This is a genomic window from Lachnoclostridium sp. An14, from assembly GCF_002160755.1.
GTDB lineage: Bacteria > Bacillota > Clostridia > Lachnospirales > Lachnospiraceae > Lachnoclostridium_A.
In genome coordinates, this window is sequence record NZ_NFLE01000028.1 from 39,732 (window position 1) to 56,236 (window position 16,505).

Below are 16,505 nucleotides of genomic sequence, written 5' to 3' on the forward strand. Positions count from 1 at the left end.
TTTTCCTAAAACTGTGAACTAGTAATTAGTCCTCAATGGTGTTGGTGTAGATGCACTTGTCGTGATTCTCATCCTTCGGATCAAGGTAATCCTTATCGGAAGCAATTGCAGTTACTACGCCATACTTATTGGTGCTGTAGTACCAATCATCGCCATCCTTAACGCTGGACTTATTCTTCATGATAGAACCAGAAGCGTTGATCAGAACAAGATTATTATTAGTTGCTGCACCCTTCAAGTCGCTTCTCTTGTAGGTCTTACCCGTCTCAACATCAACAGCCTGATATCTCAGATCGCTGTCAGCAGTTACCTTTAAGCCATTCGTATAAACAGCCTTGTCATCATATACGCGAGACTTCTCTACGTACAGGCCATTTCCGCCATTTGCTCCGTTAGACAGCTTATACTCCTCGTATACTCTATCAGATCCAAAGCCCTTACCCTTGTTCTCACCAGTCTTCATGAAGTAGAAGTTATAAACCTCACCATCAATCTCTACGTTCTGGCTGCTCAGTTTCATAGCACCATCTGCGCTATCGCCGAAGTAGTAAATATCCCACGCGGAGCCAGCGTATCTGCCGGAATTCTCATCTACATACTTATCAAGCTCGGATTCCTCATCGACCTTGTAGCTCTCAATCATGTTGCCAGCAGAATCAAACTTAATAGCCTGCAGGCCGCTCAGCATCTCGCCTTTATCGTTGAAAGCATACTTCTTGCCGTTGATGGTCTTGATTACGTTAGCATACAGAGTACCATCGTTCTTGGAGTAGAACCACTTCGCCTCTGCATCGTCGTATGCACTGCCATCAAGTTTCTCAGCCGGGATCTCATAGAACCAGCCCTTAGCTCTGTTACCAGCCTCACGGTCATTGTAGTACTGCCATGTAGAAGCGGTAGCAGTAGAGTCCTCAGTAGTGGTGGCGAACTCATCCGTCCACTCGAACATCATTACACCAGCATCATCAAATGCATACTTGTGACCATTAATGGTCTTGGTTACATATACGCCATCGTTAATGTTATCTGCAGTAGCATATACTTTCTTACCATTGGAGTTGAAGTAGAACCAGTAATCCTGCTCCTCCTCATCCTCTCTGTCGTTGAATCTCTCCTCAACGCTCTCATCTAATACGTGCAGCTTAGCCCATCCAGTTACCTGAGCACCGTCATCAGCGGTTCCACAGTAGTACAGGCCAGTTGCCCAATCAGCCTCATCAGTTACTCTGTCGCCGTTCTGATCAACCCAGCCCCAGAGCATTTTTCCCTCGTCATCGAAGGTGTACTTCTTGCCATTGATGGTCTTAAAGGATACGCTGTCGCCCTCAGAAGCGGTGTAAGCCTTACCATTGTTCTGGAAGTAGTACCATACGTACTCGGAATCATCCTCGTCAGCGTCGTCATTCTCTAACTGGATCCATCTGTTGGTAACCATAGCGCCGTTGCTGTCTACATAGTAGTAGTCGCCGTCGTCCTCAACAAGCTCGTTGGTAGCCATCTCGCCGTCGCTGTTTAACCAGAACCAGTAGTTTCCAGATTTCTTCCAAGTGTCAGTTACCTGATAGCCATCGTTATCATAGTATACCCATGTACCATTCTCCTCGGTCCAGCCAGTAGCTGCGAAGGAAGTCATGGATGCACCAAGAGCTAACAGGGCAGATGCAGATAATACTGCAACTAATTTAGTCTGCTTTCTCATAATGAATGCACTCTCCTTTTTCCTTTTTTGAAATTCTTTGTTCGAAATTCTTAATTGCACTACGAGGTCATTATACTTCTTAAAGCGAAAATTAGCAATACTTTTTTTGTCAAGGTACAACAAAAATTTTTTGTAATCCTGCTCTAAGGAGGTGACCTCCTCATCACAAACACAGTATAGTACATTTCTTTTAAAAATACCATAACTTTTATCTGTGGTTTTTCTTACGTAATTATTACGAAGTCGCTGTTTTTTACGAAAATTGTACAGATTCGAGTACAATCCTGGAATTTGGCCTTGAAAATGGGGGGAGGCGTGGTATAATGTTCATATCTTTTGAGTAAATTCTGTTTTTGAACATTCATTAAAAACAGCCAAACGGAGGACTTTTTATGGATCGTCACGGACTGATATGCAGGAGCATTTGGGAAAATCCCCATATGACCCAGCGGGAAATCGGACAGAAACTGATGCTTTCCCTGGGGACAGTAAACAACCTGATCAAGGAATGTATGGCGCTGGGCTATGTGGAACAGGAGAATGGGAAGGCCTATTCCCTCACGGAACAGGGAACGGAGTTTTTGAACACCTACCGGGTGGACGGGGCTGTGGTGCTGGCCGCCGGTTTCGGGTCCCGGTTTGTGCCGCTGACCTTCGAGATGCCGAAAGGGCTTTTGGAGGTATTCGGGGAACGGATGGTGGAGCGGCAGATCCGGCAGCTCCAGGAGGCGGGCATCCGGGACATCACCGTGGTGGTGGGCTATTTAAAGGAAAAGTTTGAGTATCTGATCGACAAATACCAGGTGAAACTTCTCTATAACCCGGAGTATTCCTGCAAAAACACCCTGGCCACCGTCTACCACGCCAGGGAACTCTTTAAAGGAAGGAATGTGTATCTCCTCTCCTCCGACAACTGGCTGCGGGAAAATATGTACCACGCCCACGAGTGCGGCGCCTGGTACTCTCTCTCCCACGCCGGTGGAGACACCTCCGAGTGGTGCGTCTCTTTTAATAAGAAGGGACGGATCACCGGCGTGGAGGTGGGAGGCCGGGACTGCTGGTATATGTACGGGCCGGCTTATTTCTCCAGAGAGTTTTCGGAGCGGTTTTTCCCGGTGCTGGAGCGCTACTACGAGCTGCCGGGGACGGAACAGCTCTACTGGGAGCACGTTTACATGGAGATTTTAAACGGAGACTGGGAGCGGCGTCTGCGCCACGGCCGGGTTTCTCTGCCGGAAGGCTGGGAGGCGCCGGTGATGTATGCCAACTGCCAGCCGGAGGGCCAGGTCTACGAGTTTGAAAACCTGGAGGAGCTGCGGAAGTTTGACCCCCGCTATCAGACCCACTCCGACAGCAAGGCCATGGAGCTGGTTTCCCGGGTGCTGGGGGTACCGGAGTCGGACATTCAAAATATCAAATGCCTGAAATCGGGAATGACCAACAAGTCCTTCCTCTTTGACGCCGGCGGCGTTTCCTATATCTGCCGGGTTCCCGGCCCGGGCACGGAAATGCTCATCAACCGCCGCCAGGAGGCTGACGTCTACGGCGTGGTGGCCGATCTGGACATTACGGAGCGGCTCCTCTACCTGGATCCGGAAACGGGCTACAAGATCGCCAAATACTACGACGGGGCCAGAAACGGGGATCCCCGCAACCCGGAGGACATTTCCAAGTGTATGGGGCTGCTGCGCCGTTTCCACCAGTCGGGGCTGGCTGTGGGACACGATTTTAATATCCGGGAGCGGATCATGTTTTACGAGAACCTGTGCCTGAACCACGGCGGCATTCCCTTTGAGGATTACAGGGAAATCCGCGGGCGGATGTGGGAGCTGATGGACTGGCTGGACGGGCTGGGGCGGCCGAAGGTGCTGGCCCACATTGACAGCAACTTTGACAATTTCCTCATGCTGCCCGACGGCCGGGCAAAGCTCATCGACTGGGAATACGCCGGGATGTGCGACCCGCTTATGGATCTGGCCATGTGCTCCATTTACTCCTATTATAATATAGAAGAAACAGAAACTCTGATGGAGGCGTATTTGGACCGGGAGCCGGAGGAATTGGAGCGGACAGTGGTGTTTGCCAGCATGGCTCTGGGAGGATTTCTCTGGAGCCTTTGGGCGGTGTATAAGAGCTCTCAGGGGGACGAATTCGGGGAGTACACCCTGATCATGTACCGGTACGCGAAGGACTGTTCACGGATTGTTCAGAAGAATCTACAGAAATTGTAATAAAAATGTTATCTTTTGGGAGAAGCTTTGTGATATACTGTACCTAAAGGCGCCGGGGGACGGCTGTTTCGCGCCCGGCGGTCCCGGCATCGTTTTTCATTCAGCAATACAATTTTTACTATAAGGGGGAATCAGGATATGAAATACAAACTGCCTCTGGCGGCTGCCTGCGTCGGCTTTGTGGGGCTTATGACACTGGCCCAGGCTATCCCTGCTCAGGCCGCGTCCTGGAAACTGGACGGCTCCAGCTACGTGTATGTGAACGACGACGGCACCTATTACAAGGGCTGGATCCACACCACGGACAATAAATACTACTACATGGATCTGACCACCGGACGCATGACCACCGGCTGGAAACAGATCAACGGAAAATACTACTACTTTAAGTCCAACGGCGAGATGGCCGTGGGCTGGGAGCAGGTGGACGGGGTCTACTACTACCTGAATTCCAAGCAGGACGACTACGGCGCCATGATTTACAACAGCTGGATCCACATCGGCGAGGACTATTACTATGTAAAAGGCGACGGCGTCATGGTCACCGGCTGGCGTCCCATCAATAACAACTGGTACTATTTCAAGGCAGACGGGCGCTGCGCCTTCGGCTGGCAGCAGATCGACGGCACCTGGTACTATCTGAATGAGAACACCGGCGTGATGCTCACCGGCTGGCAGCAGATCAATGGAAAGCATTACTATCTGAACACGGACGGAAAGATGCTCACCGGCTGGCTGACGGACAGCAACGGGAACAAATACTACATGGACGCCACCAACGGGGATATGTCCATCGCCTGGAAACAGATTGACGGAAAGTGGTACTACTTTAACGATGTGGGCCATATGCAGACTGGCTGGCAGAACCTGAACGGTACTTATTATTACCTGGATCCCAGCACCGGCGTCATGTACGCGGGAACGACGGTGACCATCGACGGAAAGCAGTATTCCTTTGATTCCAACGGCGTTTACACCGGCGGCAGCAGCTCGCCTACCTCCGGTTCGCCGGTAAACGGCTCCGGCTCTCCTTCCACCGGAACGCCTTCCGGCGGCAACGTGGTGACGGGAAGTCCTTCCAATTCCACGGGGAACAGTAACAATACGCCTGGATCCAGTTCTCCCGGAACCGGCACTCCCGGCAGCTCCGGCTCTACCCCGGTGGTGACCGGGCCGCCGGATAACAGCGGAAGTACGGGGGGATCCTCCAGCTCCAGCAATACCACTTCCTCTTACCAATACTACAACTCCAAAAAACCCAGCTCTGACGGGGAAATCCCGGAGTTTTCCACCACAGGGCCGGTAGCCTGAGTACAGAGGAGGACAAACCTATGCACAGACATCATTCCTGGACAGCTTTGGCGCTCAGCGGGCTTTTAAGCGTTTCCGCGGTCCTGGCTCCCATGACGGCATACGGGGCTTACGATAAGGACGGCTCCGGCGTGTACCGCATGGAAGACGGGACGGCCATTGAAAATGTATATGCCCGCGGCATTGACGTTTCCCACTGGAAACAGCAGATTGACTGGAACGCGGTAGCGGCGGACGACGTTTCCTTCGTCATGCTGGGAACGCGGTATAAAGGGGATGTGGATCCCTATTTCCGTGTGAACGCGGAAGGCGCCCATAAGGCGGGGATCGCCCTGGGCGCGTACATTTATTCTTACGCCACCACGCCGGAGATGGCGGTGGAGGAGGCGGATTTCGTCCTGAATCTGATCAAGGACTATCCCATCTCCTACCCCGTGGCCTTCGATGTGGAGGACAACGGCACCCTGGGAACCCTGACACCGGCACAGGTGAGCGAGATCATCAATGCCTTCTGCCAGCGGATCGCGGACGCGGGCTACTACCCCATCGTCTATGCCAATGACAACTGGCTGGCCAATAAAATTGACTTAAGCGCCATCGACTACGACGTGTGGGTGGCAAGATACGGAAGAAAACCGGCTTACGAGGATCCGGTTATGTGGCAGGCCACCAGCAGCGGCTCCATTTCCGGTGTGGAAGGGAATACGGATATTGATTTCCAGTTCCAGGATTTCTCCGGAGTGATTCCGGATACGCTCTGGCGCACCATTGACGGGGTGACTTATTTTTACAAGGATTACGCCATGCAGAAGAATACGTGGGCGGAGGACAACGGCTCCCGCTATTTCTTCGACGAGAACGGGCAGACGAAAAAAGGATGGTTCCTTTCCGGTTCGGAGCAGTATTATCTGGACGAAAGCACAGGAAAGATGCAGACCGGATGGCTGCAGCTGGATGGGGACTGGTACTATTTTGCCGGTACGGGCGTGATGGCGACAGGCTGGAATACCGTAGGCTCCAGCCAGTATTATCTGGCGGAGGACGGCAAAATGCAGACCGGGTGGCTGGAATCTGAAGGCACCCACTACTATCTGAAACCGTCGGGCGCCATGGCCACAGGCTGGGCGAGCGTTGACGGCACCTGGTATTACTTCGGGACCTCCGGCGACCGGAAATCCGGATGGATCAATCCGGACGGCAGCTGGTATTTCCTGGCGGAAGACGGCAAGATGAAGACCGGATGGCTGGAAGACGGCGGACAGCATTACTATCTGAATGATTCCGGACGGATGATGACTGGATGGGTTGAGTACGGCGGCGCGAAATACTATATGAACGGCTCCGGCGTGATGCAGACGGGATGGATCAGCACGGACGGCTCCTGGTATTATTTTGACGAGAACGGGAAAATGCGGAAGGGCTGGGTGGAAGTGGACGGCTCTTGGTATTATATGGATCAGAGCGGACGGATGCAGACCGGATGGATCGACTTAGACGGCGCGCGGTACTATCTGAACGGCGCGGGCGTGATGCAGACGGGATGGATGAATCTGGACAGCAGCTGGTATTATATGGGCTCCGACGGAATCATGCAGACCGGGCTTGTGAATGTAAATGACGTGTGGTATTATCTCGGCGCGGACGGCAGGATGGTGACGGGACTGACTGCGGTGGACGGGAAGAACTATTACTTCGACCCGGCAGCGGGCGGCGCCATGGCAGCCGGACGAGCTGTGACGGTGGACGGCGTGACCTACGAGGCCGGCGCGGACGGCGTGCTGAGCCAGGCAGCGGATGGGGCTGACGGCGGAACCCAGGCGGGCGGAACGGACGGAGCCGGGACTGACGGAACCGCCGGGACTGGAAATGACGGAAATTCCGGAAATTCCGCTGACGGACAGGCCGGAACGGGCAGCGGCGCGGCGGACGGGACGAACGCAGGCGATTCCAGCGCCAGCACAGGCGGGGCCTCCGGCGCGGGCACGGATTCGGCTAACCAGACAGACGGCGGCGCGGGCGCGCCGGTGGGGCCTGGGGCGATGCTGCAGTGAGGCATTAGAAAAGGTTCCTTTTGTACATTTTTATAGTGAAATAGAACAGGCATATCCCTTATCATTCCGTGTCTTGAAAGGTGGAAATTGGGGCGGATATGCCTGTTTTATGTTTCTTATTAAAATGAGAATGATTTTATTTACATCCCGGTGAACCGTCGTTTTTCTCACCATTTTGTAAATAACGGAACCAGATAAATCATTCCTCTATATCTTCCCTTTCTAAAAACTGCGCGACCGTCATACATTTTGGATGTTCCATATCCAAACTTAAAAAGTCTTTATCGCCAGTGAGAATAATATCCACATCCGCCACAATAGCTGCATTCAGGATTGGCTGATCCTTTGCATCACGGATCAGTTTTTCCGCATGATCTACCGCTGGAATCAATTCATAAGCCATTTCCGCAAACAACACTTCTGCATCCGGCAGATATTTAGGTGCTTTTCGTCTCAAAATTTCCCGCAACTCCACGATATTTCGATCACACAACACTATTTCATAATGATCTGCGATATAAAGCAGCGCTTTTGCCGGTTTTGAACCCGGAAAGAGTAATGCAGAAAACAAAACATTTGTATCTATCAGTATCCGCATTTCACCGATCCTCTCCATAGCGTACTTCATCCACAAGAGCCTGAATGTCATCTTCGCTGGAAATCCCCATTGTTTCCGAAACTCCGGCAAAAGCAGCCTGAGCCTTTCGGATCGCCGCTGCGGAGGCGTTACTGACGACTATTTCCCCATTTTGGTTCTGAAGAAACAGGATTTTATCACCGGACTTCAAACCAAGCTGCCGCCGGACTTCCACAGGAACTGTAATTTGGCCATTTGCAGAAACTTTTGCCAAATTCATATACACTCCTCCTTTCAATTCTTGAGAAATAAAGTTTTCTTTGTTTCTTCTATTATATTTCATAAGATAAAGAAAGTAAACCTGTATGAACAAAAACAGGAAATTAGCAAACTCCCACTTCACTAAAATCATTTCAGTGAACAGTTTTCAAGAAATCAGCGAAATATCTGTTGTCTAAAATCATTTTAGTGAACAAAATTCGGAAATTAGTGAAATTCTTGTTCTCTAAAATCGTTTTTAGTGAATAAAATTTGGAAATTAGTGAAATTCTTGTTTCATAAAATTATTTTAGTGAACAAAATCCGGAAATTTAGTGAACTCCCTGTTTCATAAAATCGTTTCATGAAACAAAATCTCAAAATGAGGCAAACCTTCCATTTCCAAAATCTCCCCACACGCAGAAAGAGGAGCCCTTCCTCCTCCGGAAGTCTCCTCCTTCTGTTATCTACATCTCTATCTCTTTTTCCTGTCTATTATACCTCAAACAGCAGGTCTCCATAAGACGGCATGGGCCACAGATCCTTGTCCACGATGCGCTCCAGCAGGTCTACGGGGCGGCGAAGTTCTTCCATGGCGGGGACGAGGCGCTCGCGGCAGGCGATGGCTCTCTCTTTGGCGCTGCGGATGGACTTGCACTCGTCCTGAAGCTCGACGAGCTTGCTGTGGGCCGCTTTGATCTCGGACAAACGGCGGGACGCCTCCAAAAGGAGATCTCTCTGCACGCTGATTTCCGCCTCCGGGCAGACGCTCTGCACCTTGGCCATGGAGTCAGCCAGGCGGGCGGTGTAGCGGATGATAGCCGGAATAATCTGTTTTCCGGCAATGTTGGTCATGGCCAGGGCCTCGATGTGCACGATCTTGGCGTAGGAATCGTACTCTACCTCCGCTCTGGACTCCAGCTCCGCCTTGGTATACACGTGGAAGGTTTCAAACAGCTTTACCGCTTTCTCCGTGGTGAGGGCCGGGATGGCCTCCACCATACAGGAAATGTTGGGAAGGCCCCTTCTGGCTGCTTCCTTCACCCAGGATTTGGAGTATCCGTTTCCGTTGAAAATGATTCGTCTGTGCTCGGTGAGGAGCTTTTTGATCATGTCGTGGACAGCCAGCTGGAAGTCATCCGCCTTCTCCAGCTCGTCCGCCGCCTCCTTGAACGCCTCAGCCACAATGGTATTTAACACCACGTTGGCAGGGGAAACGGAATCGGAGGAGCCGACCATACGGAACTCGAACTTGTTGTTTGTAAAGGCAAAGGGCGATGTCCGGTTCCGATCTGTCACGTCCTGATCCAGATCCGGCAGCATGGCAACGCCGGTTTTTAAGGTGCCGCCCTGCTTGGAGTGGGTGGCCTCACCGGTGTCGCAGAGCTGGCTGATCACGTCCTCCAGCTGATCTCCCAGGAATACGGAAATGATCGCCGGCGGCGCCTCGTTTCCGCCCAGACGGGAGTCGTTTCCAACGTCGGAGGCGGATTCCCGCAGCAGATCGGCGTGAACATCCACCGCCTTTAAAATGCAGGCCAGCACCAGCAGAAACTGCACATTGTCGTGGGGGCTGGCGCCGGGGTTTAACAGGTTGATGCCGTCATCGGTGGTCAGGGACCAGTTGTTGTGCTTTCCGGAGCCGTTGACACCGGCAAAGGGTTTCTCATGAAGGAGACAGGTGAGGCCGTGACGGTCCGCTACCTTTTTTAAGGTCTCCATGATCATCTGGTTGTGATCCACCGCCAGGTTGACCTGGGCGTAGATGGGGGCCAGCTCGTGCTGGGCCGGGGCCGCCTCGTTGTGCTGGGTCTTGGCGGTGACGCCCAGTTTCCACAGCTCCCGGTTCACCTCGTTCATGAAGGAACCGATGCGCTCCCGGATGGCGCCGTAGTAGTGATCATCCAGCTCCTGCCCCTTGGGCGGCATGGCCCCAAACAGGGTGCGTCCGGTGTAAACCAGATCTTTTCTCTTTAAATATTTTTCCTTATCTACCAGGAAATACTCCTGCTCCGGCCCGACGGAGGGCACGACGCGGCTGGAGGTGTGGTTTCCAAACAGGCGCAGGATCCTTAAGGACTGCTCGTTGATGGCCTGCATGGAACGAAGCAGGGGGGTTTTCTGGTCCAGGGCCTCGCCCTTGTAGGAACAGAAGGCAGTGGGAATGCAGAGGGTCACGCCGATGGCGTCCTCCCGCAGAAAGGCCGGGGAGGTGCAGTCCCAGGCGGTGTATCCTCTGGCCTCAAAGGTGGCGCGCAGGCCGCCGGAGGGGAAGGAGGAGGCGTCCGCCTCGCCTTTGATCAGCTCCTTGCCGGAAAATTCCATGATGACCTTCCCGTCGGGGCCGGGAGCGGAAATAAAGGAATCGTGTTTCTCCGCGGTGATGCCGGTCAGCGGCTGGAACCAGTGGGTATAGTGGGTGGCGCCCCGCTCAATGGCCCAGTCCTTCATGGCGTGGGCCACCACATCCGCGATGGACGGATCCAGCTCCTTGCCGTTTTCTATGGTTTCCTTCAGTTTCTTGAACACGCTCTTGGGGAGGCGCTCTCTCATAACGCTTTCGTTAAATACATTCTTTCCAAATACTTCCGAAATGTTTATCCGTTCGCTCATCCTCTTTTTTCCTCTCATTTTTGTAAATGGCGGTCCTGCCGGCGGCCGGCGCGGAACATACCTCCCGCCGGAGGTTTCTGCGTCATAGATGACTCAAGAAAAGACGTTCTCCCCTTCCGGGAAGAACGCCTTCGTCCTTCTGATCTCGCTCAAGCTCAGGCCTTTCCAACGGAACCAAACAGCTCCATCTTCTCTTTTACGGTCTGCTTGATAGCCTCTGCGCCAGGAGCCAGGAGCTTTCTGGGATCGAATCCCTTGCCCTCTAAGTCCTTGCCGGCCTCAATGTATTTTCTCGTAGCTTCTGCAAAGGAAAGCTGGCACTCCGTATTTACGTTGATCTTCGCAACGCCAAGGCTGATGGCTTTCTTGATCATGTCCTCCGGGATTCCGGTGCCTCCGTGAAGCACTAACGGCATATCCCCGACTTCCTTCTTGATCGCCTCAAGCACGTCGAAACGAAGTCCCGGCCAGTTCTCCGGATATTTTCCATGAATGTTGCCGATGCCGGCAGCCAGCATGGTCACGCCCAGATCCGCAACCATCTTGCACTCTGCGGGATCCGCGCACTCGCCAAGGCCGACAACGCCGTCTTCCTCGCCGCCGATGGAGCCAACCTCTGCCTCCAGGGAAAGTCCCTTCTCCTCACAGATCTTTACCAGCTCCTGGGTCTTTGCCACGTTCTCGTCGATGGGATAGTGGGAGCCGTCGAACATGATGGAGGAAAAGCCTGCCTCGATGCACTTGTAGCAGCCCTCGTAGGAGCCATGATCCAGATGAAGGGCAACGGGAACGGTGATTCCCAACTCCTCGATCATAGCCTTTACCATAGCAGCAACGGTCTTAAAGCCAGTCATATACTTTCCTGCGCCCTCGGAAACGCCCAGGATAACCGGGGACTTTAACTCCTCTGCGGTAAGCAGAACGGACTTGGTCCACTCCAGGTTATTGATATTGAACTGACCTACGGCGTACTTGCCGTCTCTTGCTTTTGCAAGCATTTCTTTTGCTGAAACTAACATAATTTAGCACCTCCAATGAATGAAATGTATGATACATTCTGCCCCATATCATAACATATTTTTCCCCGTTTGAGAAGGGGACAAGGGCAATAAATTGTATCCGTTCAGCCACGCCTTCACATTTTGACAAATTTTTATGAAATGGGCTGACGGGAAACCTTCCGGAAGCTTTCCGCCGGGGCTTACGCCAGCGGGCAGCCTAAAAATTCCGCCACCTGTTTTTCCATGTCTGCCGGATCGCATTCTCTGGTGTGGCGCACCGGCGCGGTGCGGATCTCCTCCACGGCGGCGGGCACTGCCACTCCCGATATGCGGGACAGCTCGTCCACAATGGCGAATTCGTCCTTTTCCTGCCCTGGTCCGGCAATGGCCTCCAGGACGCTGCCGGAAAATTTGAAGGGGCTGGCGGTGGAGGCGATGATCATTTTATGGCTGTCCCCCGTTTTTTCCTTGTATTGGCGGCAGACGGCGGCAGCTACGCCTGTGTGGGTGTCGATCAGGTAACCGCAGCTCTCAAACAGGGATTTGATCACGGCAGCCGTCTCTCCTTCCCCGGCAAAGCCGCCCCAGAAATCGGCCATGTAGGAGCGCATCTCCTCTGTCACCTCGTATTTTCCGCCGCCGGATAAGTTTGCCATGAGGGCGGCCGTTTTCTCTGTGTCGCAGCCACAGCTTAAATAGATCAGGCGCTCCAGGTTGCTGGAAATCAGGATGTCCATAGACGGGGAGCTGGTGAGGATAAAGGGGCGGTTCCTGTCGTAGACGCCGGTGGAGAAGAAGTCGTAGAGCACTTTATTCTCGTTGGACGCGCAGATCAGACGGCCCAGGGGTACGCCCATTTTCTTCGCGAAGTAGGCGGCCAAAATATTTCCGAAGTTTCCGGTGGGGACGGTCACGTTTACGGTCTCGCCGTCCTCGATTTCCCCGTTTTCCAGAAGTTTCGCGTAGGCGTACACGTAGTAGGCCACCTGGGGCACCAAACGGCCGATGTTGATGGAGTTGGCGGAGGAGAGCTGGAATCCGTTCTTCTCCAGGTGATCCGCGAAACTGCTGTCGCCGAAAATGTGTTTCACTCCGGTCTGGGCGTCGTCGAAGTTTCCGTGGATGGCCACAACGGCGGTATTGTCCCCCTTCTGGGTCACCATCTGCAGCTCCTGGACGCGGCTGACACCGCCCTTGGGATAAAATACCACAATCCTGGTGCCCGGCACACCGGCGAAACCGGCCATGGCGGCCTTTCCGGTGTCGCCGGAGGTGGCCGCTAAAATGACGATCTCATTGGAAACGCCGTTTTTCTTCGCGGAAACGGTCATCAGGTGGGGAAGGATGGACAGCGCCATGTCCTTGAACGCGATGGTGCTCCCGTGATAAAGCTCCAGATAGTAGTCGCCGTCCGCTTTCGCCAGTTCGGCGATCTCCTCGGTATCAAACTTGCTGTCATAAGCCTTCGCGATACAGCCCTTTAACTCCTCCTCGGTGAAATCGGTGAGGAATAATTTCATGGTCTCGTAGGCGATTTCCTGGTAGCTCATGCCGGCCAGCGTTTTCATGGGAACGTCCAGCTGGGGGATGGAATCGGGCATAAACAGGCCGCCGTCGCAGGCAAGTCCCTTTAAAATCGCCTGGGACGCGGTCAGCCCTTTCTCTCCGCCTCTGGTACTCTGATAGGTTCTATTCATGGCAGTCCACTTCCTTCCTTCAATAATTGCCCCAATTCTAACACACTTTTCCTTGGCGTACAAGAATTTTTGCGGTAGAATCTTGTAGGAAAACAGTGAATCCCCACTGACAGAAGGAGGAACGGATATGGTTTATGAGCGGATGCGGGCGGGAACCTTTTTGGAGCGGCCAAACCGGTTTACGGCCCGGGTGAACATAGACGGCAGGGTGGAAACCTGCCATGTGAAAAATACGGGACGGTGCAGGGAGCTGCTCATCCCCGGCGCGAAGGTGCTGGTGCAGTTTCACCCGGAGGCGAAGGCGGCTGGGAGAAAGACGGAATTTTCCCTGATCGCGGTGTGGAAGGGAGATGTGCTGGTGAATATGGACTCCCAGGCCCCCAACCAGGCTGCCTTTGAGTGGCTTAATACCCAGCCGGGGCTGGAACAGGTACGGCGGGAGGTGACCTTTGGAAATTCCCGGTTTGACCTGGCCTTTTCCCGGGTCGGGCAGCAGGGATATATGGAGGTAAAGGGGGTGACCCTGGAACAGGACGGCGTGGCTCGGTTTCCCGACGCGCCTACGCTGCGGGGGCTGAAACACATCCGGGAGCTGGCGCAGATGGCGGCGGAGGGGATGGAGACGGCGGTGCTGTTTGTGATCCAGATGAAGGGAATTTCCTATTTTGAGCCGAATATGGCCACTCAGCCAGAGTTTGGGGCGGCCCTGCGGGAGGCGGCCGAGGCCGGGGTAAAGGTGATGGCGCGGGACTGCGCGGTGGCCTATGAGGAAGAAACCGGGCAGCTGCGGCTGAATATTGATAAAGAGGTGGAAGTGCGGCTGCCTTAGCGGCGGCGCGCCGCGAGGCGGAGCAGATAGACTGCGGCGGACTGGCGGTGGCAATTTCCCCGGCGGCGGCAATTTCTGCGGCGGCGACATTTCTACTGCGGCGGCATTTCTACTGCGGCGGCAATTTCCTCGTCCACCTCGCATATAAATAAGTAAACAGAACCTTTACGGTGAAACAATATGGTCATTCCATTAAATGATATAGACCCGGGAACCAGCGCGGAGGTGGTGTGGATCGCCAGCGAGGACGGCATGGCTGGGCGGCTGCGGGATCTGGGATTCTCTCCCCGGGAGACGGTTTCCTGCGTGCTGAAACGGGGGCGCCGGGGCATGAGCGCCTATCTGGTGCGGAATGCCGTCATTGCCCTGCGGTATGTGAACGCGCGGGAGATTTTTGTGCGGCCGCTGGGGGAATGAGGTTTCTGATGACACCCAAAAAGGGATTCCAACCGTCCAACATGGCGCTGGAATCCCTTTTTTTCGGAAATTTCTCCCATTCTTCTCCGTCACCGCAGGCTCCCGTCCTCCCCGGGCGTCAGCGTCACCGTTTCCTCGGCCATAATCCCGTCCTCGTAGAAATAGTACACCTTTTCCCCGATGATCTGAAGGCCGGTGACCATTTTCCCGCCGCGGCCCAGGTAGTACCATTTTCCCTTGTAGGAATACCAGTTCTCCTCCACGGCGTGCCCGGCGCCGTCGAACCAGTACCAGTATCCGTCGATCTTCTCCCAGTCGTTGCGGGTGTAGAGGCCGTCGGTGCGCCGGTGGAGCCAGCCGGTGCCGTCAAACTGCCAGCCGCCCGCGGGCCAGGTCTGCATAAAAGCCTGGGGCGTTTTATACTGCTTTTTCAGCTCTTTTGGGGTGGAACCCCAGTCGGGGAGCTGAAAATGAGGCTTGTCGGTGATGGACTTCCAGTCACCGCCCCACTCCAATCCAAATTCCTTTCCGATGGCCCCCACCTTGCCAAAAAACCCGTCCCCGTCCTCGTAGGCGCCTTTCCCATCCTTTCGGTAAAAATCAAAGGCCACGCCCCACTGGTGCATGGAGGAATAGGAGGTGCCTTTGGCGTTGGTGACGATATGGCCCGGCTTTGTGCGGCCCTGGGCGTAAAGCTCGTTTTGTTCCTCCACCGTCCGCAGACATTCCCCGATGCCGATGGGCAGCCCCCGCTCCTCGCAGGCCTGGCGCACCTGGCGGAGCTTTTCCTGAAGGGCGGGATAGAGCTGTGAAATGTCTCTCATAGGATTCTCTCCTTTTTCGTTCTTTCTATATTAATTTATGAAGGAAAAACGATTTTGTCCCAGAAATCCCTGCCGCCCCTTTCCGCACCCCGCCCCTGTCCCCCGCATATCTAACTATAAGGCCTATTTCATATGGGAGACATTCATGGATGAAAAACGCACAGTGGTGGCCCTGGCCGGAAATCCCAACGTGGGCAAGAGCACCATTTTCAATGGGCTGACTGGCTTAAGGCAGCATACCGGCTAATGAAGTTAGAGGGGGCAAAATTAACTATATCTCCTCGAACCTGTTTACGGCCTCCCGCTGGAGGGTGGGGGACACATGGCTGTAGGTATCCATTGTTATCCGGATACTACTATGGCCCAGCCTCTCCTGGACTATTTTGGGGTGAATCCCCAACTCCATGAGGACCGTTGCATGGGTATGTCTAAGACTGTAGAAATTCCGTTCCGGAATTCCCACTTCCCGGCACATCCCCTTGATTATTTGAGCAATGTTCCACGGAATACGGTATTTATATTTACCTTGCGGCGTTCCTGGGAATACGTATTCAGACAGACCACGTAACTCCATACCCATCAAATACGCCGTTAGCTTGCTGTCGATGTCGATCCGGCGCGTACCTGATGGAGTTTTAGTTTCTTTTGCTTTTGATGACGCCCTGGAGATCGCCCGCTGCACGGATATGTAGCCGGCATCCAAATTAATATCACCCCATTTAAGGGCGAATATCTCACCTGGGCGCATCCCCGTCCGGAACGCGATCACGATCGCATCCTTGACCCATTGTGGAGCATCGCATCCCAACAGGGCGTATACCTCCTCCGGCCGGAACGCTCTAACCTCGGTTCTTATTTTTTTCGGAAATTTCACATCGTTTGGTGTTTTTGTCAATGAATCCAAGCGTCCGACGTTTATAGTCGTTCACATAGATTCTCGATTTTCCGAACTTTTCCCATAAAGAAAAGTACAGGTATGCACTATCAGTGCAACAAG

Annotated in this window: 13 protein-coding genes and 2 pseudogenes; 7 read left to right on the top strand and 8 right to left on the bottom strand. The window is 53.6% G+C overall.

All coding sequences use genetic code 11. The features are described 5' to 3' along the window. Nucleotides 1–25 precede the first annotated feature (25 nt). Nucleotides 26–1,699, bottom strand: a complete 1,674-nt coding sequence (locus B5E84_RS14585) for a hypothetical protein (RefSeq protein ID WP_242963395.1) — start codon at nucleotides 1,697–1,699, stop codon at nucleotides 26–28. 392 nt (nucleotides 1,700–2,091) lie between these two features. On the opposite strand from B5E84_RS14585, the gene B5E84_RS14590 reads away from it, so the two are divergent. The 4 genes and pseudogenes from B5E84_RS14590 to B5E84_RS14600 all read left to right on the top strand — a co-directional run bounded on the left by B5E84_RS14590 (nucleotide 2,092) and on the right by B5E84_RS14600 (nucleotide 7,292). Beyond that, nucleotides 2,092–3,930 carry a phosphotransferase gene (locus B5E84_RS14590; protein WP_087224034.1) on the top strand — a complete coding sequence of 613 codons (1,839 nt, stop codon included), beginning with the start codon at nucleotides 2,092–2,094 and terminating at the stop codon, nucleotides 3,928–3,930. A 345-nt stretch (nucleotides 3,931–4,275) separates the two neighbouring features. Continuing rightward, nucleotides 4,276–4,410 (top strand): annotated as a pseudogene (locus B5E84_RS21510) (cell wall-binding protein); the annotation flags it as partial. Next, a complete protein-coding gene (locus B5E84_RS14595; protein WP_442911399.1) occupies nucleotides 4,405–5,241 on the top strand; it encodes a hypothetical protein in 837 nt (278 codons plus the stop codon). The pseudogene B5E84_RS21510 and the gene B5E84_RS14595, both read left to right, overlap by 6 nt. 20 nt (nucleotides 5,242–5,261) lie before the next feature. Continuing rightward, nucleotides 5,262–7,292, top strand: a complete 2,031-nt coding sequence (locus tag B5E84_RS14600; RefSeq protein WP_087224038.1) for a GH25 family lysozyme — start codon at nucleotides 5,262–5,264, stop codon at nucleotides 7,290–7,292. A gap of 199 nt (nucleotides 7,293–7,491) precedes the next feature. Here B5E84_RS14600 and B5E84_RS14605 read toward each other — a convergent pair whose 3' ends face one another. From B5E84_RS14605 to thrC, 5 genes are all read right to left on the bottom strand, one after another. Next, nucleotides 7,492–7,908 (bottom strand): putative toxin-antitoxin system toxin component, PIN family, encoded by a 417-nt coding sequence (locus B5E84_RS14605; protein ID WP_242963396.1) that lies wholly within the window; start codon nucleotides 7,906–7,908, stop codon nucleotides 7,492–7,494. Further along, on the bottom strand, nucleotides 7,892–8,149 hold the full coding sequence (locus tag B5E84_RS14610) for an AbrB/MazE/SpoVT family DNA-binding domain-containing protein (protein ID WP_087224042.1): 258 nt from the start codon (nucleotides 8,147–8,149) through the stop codon (nucleotides 7,892–7,894). The genes B5E84_RS14605 and B5E84_RS14610 overlap by 17 nt, the downstream gene beginning before the upstream one ends. A 473-nt stretch (nucleotides 8,150–8,622) precedes the next feature. Then, complete coding sequence (locus B5E84_RS14615; protein WP_087224043.1) at nucleotides 8,623–10,740, bottom strand: glutamine synthetase III family protein; 2,118 nt, start codon at nucleotides 10,738–10,740, stop codon at nucleotides 8,623–8,625. A 155-nt stretch (nucleotides 10,741–10,895) separates the two neighbouring features. After that, on the bottom strand, nucleotides 10,896–11,759 hold the full coding sequence (gene fba / locus B5E84_RS14620) for a class II fructose-1,6-bisphosphate aldolase (RefSeq protein WP_087224045.1): 864 nt from the start codon (nucleotides 11,757–11,759) through the stop codon (nucleotides 10,896–10,898). Nucleotides 11,760–11,941: 182 nt separating this feature from the next. Further along, a complete protein-coding gene (thrC, locus tag B5E84_RS14625) occupies nucleotides 11,942–13,438 on the bottom strand; it encodes a threonine synthase (RefSeq protein ID WP_087224048.1) in 1,497 nt (498 codons plus the stop codon). A 127-nt stretch (nucleotides 13,439–13,565) separates the two neighbouring features. Between thrC and sfsA the strand changes: the two genes are divergently transcribed. Further along, nucleotides 13,566–14,267, top strand: a complete 702-nt coding sequence (sfsA, locus tag B5E84_RS14630; protein ID WP_087224050.1) for a DNA/RNA nuclease SfsA — start codon at nucleotides 13,566–13,568, stop codon at nucleotides 14,265–14,267. Nucleotides 14,268–14,447: 180 nt separating this feature from the next. Beyond that, complete coding sequence (locus B5E84_RS14635) at nucleotides 14,448–14,684, top strand: FeoA family protein (RefSeq protein ID WP_087224052.1); 237 nt, start codon at nucleotides 14,448–14,450, stop codon at nucleotides 14,682–14,684. A gap of 89 nt (nucleotides 14,685–14,773) precedes the next feature. Here the strand turns inward: B5E84_RS14635 and B5E84_RS14640 are convergent, their stop codons facing one another. Next, nucleotides 14,774–15,508 (bottom strand): M15 family metallopeptidase, encoded by a 735-nt coding sequence (locus tag B5E84_RS14640; protein ID WP_087224054.1) that lies wholly within the window; start codon nucleotides 15,506–15,508, stop codon nucleotides 14,774–14,776. Between the two features lie 145 nt (nucleotides 15,509–15,653). Here B5E84_RS14640 and B5E84_RS14645 point away from each other — a divergent pair. Continuing rightward, nucleotides 15,654–15,752 (top strand): annotated as a pseudogene (locus B5E84_RS14645) (FeoB small GTPase domain-containing protein); the annotation flags it as partial. 27 nt (nucleotides 15,753–15,779) lie between these two features. Here the strand turns inward: B5E84_RS14645 and B5E84_RS14650 are convergent. After that, nucleotides 15,780–16,403: a site-specific integrase gene (locus B5E84_RS14650; RefSeq protein WP_162612869.1), complete on the bottom strand. Its 624-nt coding sequence runs from the start codon at nucleotides 16,401–16,403 to the stop codon at nucleotides 15,780–15,782. Nucleotides 16,404–16,505 lie beyond the last annotated feature (102 nt).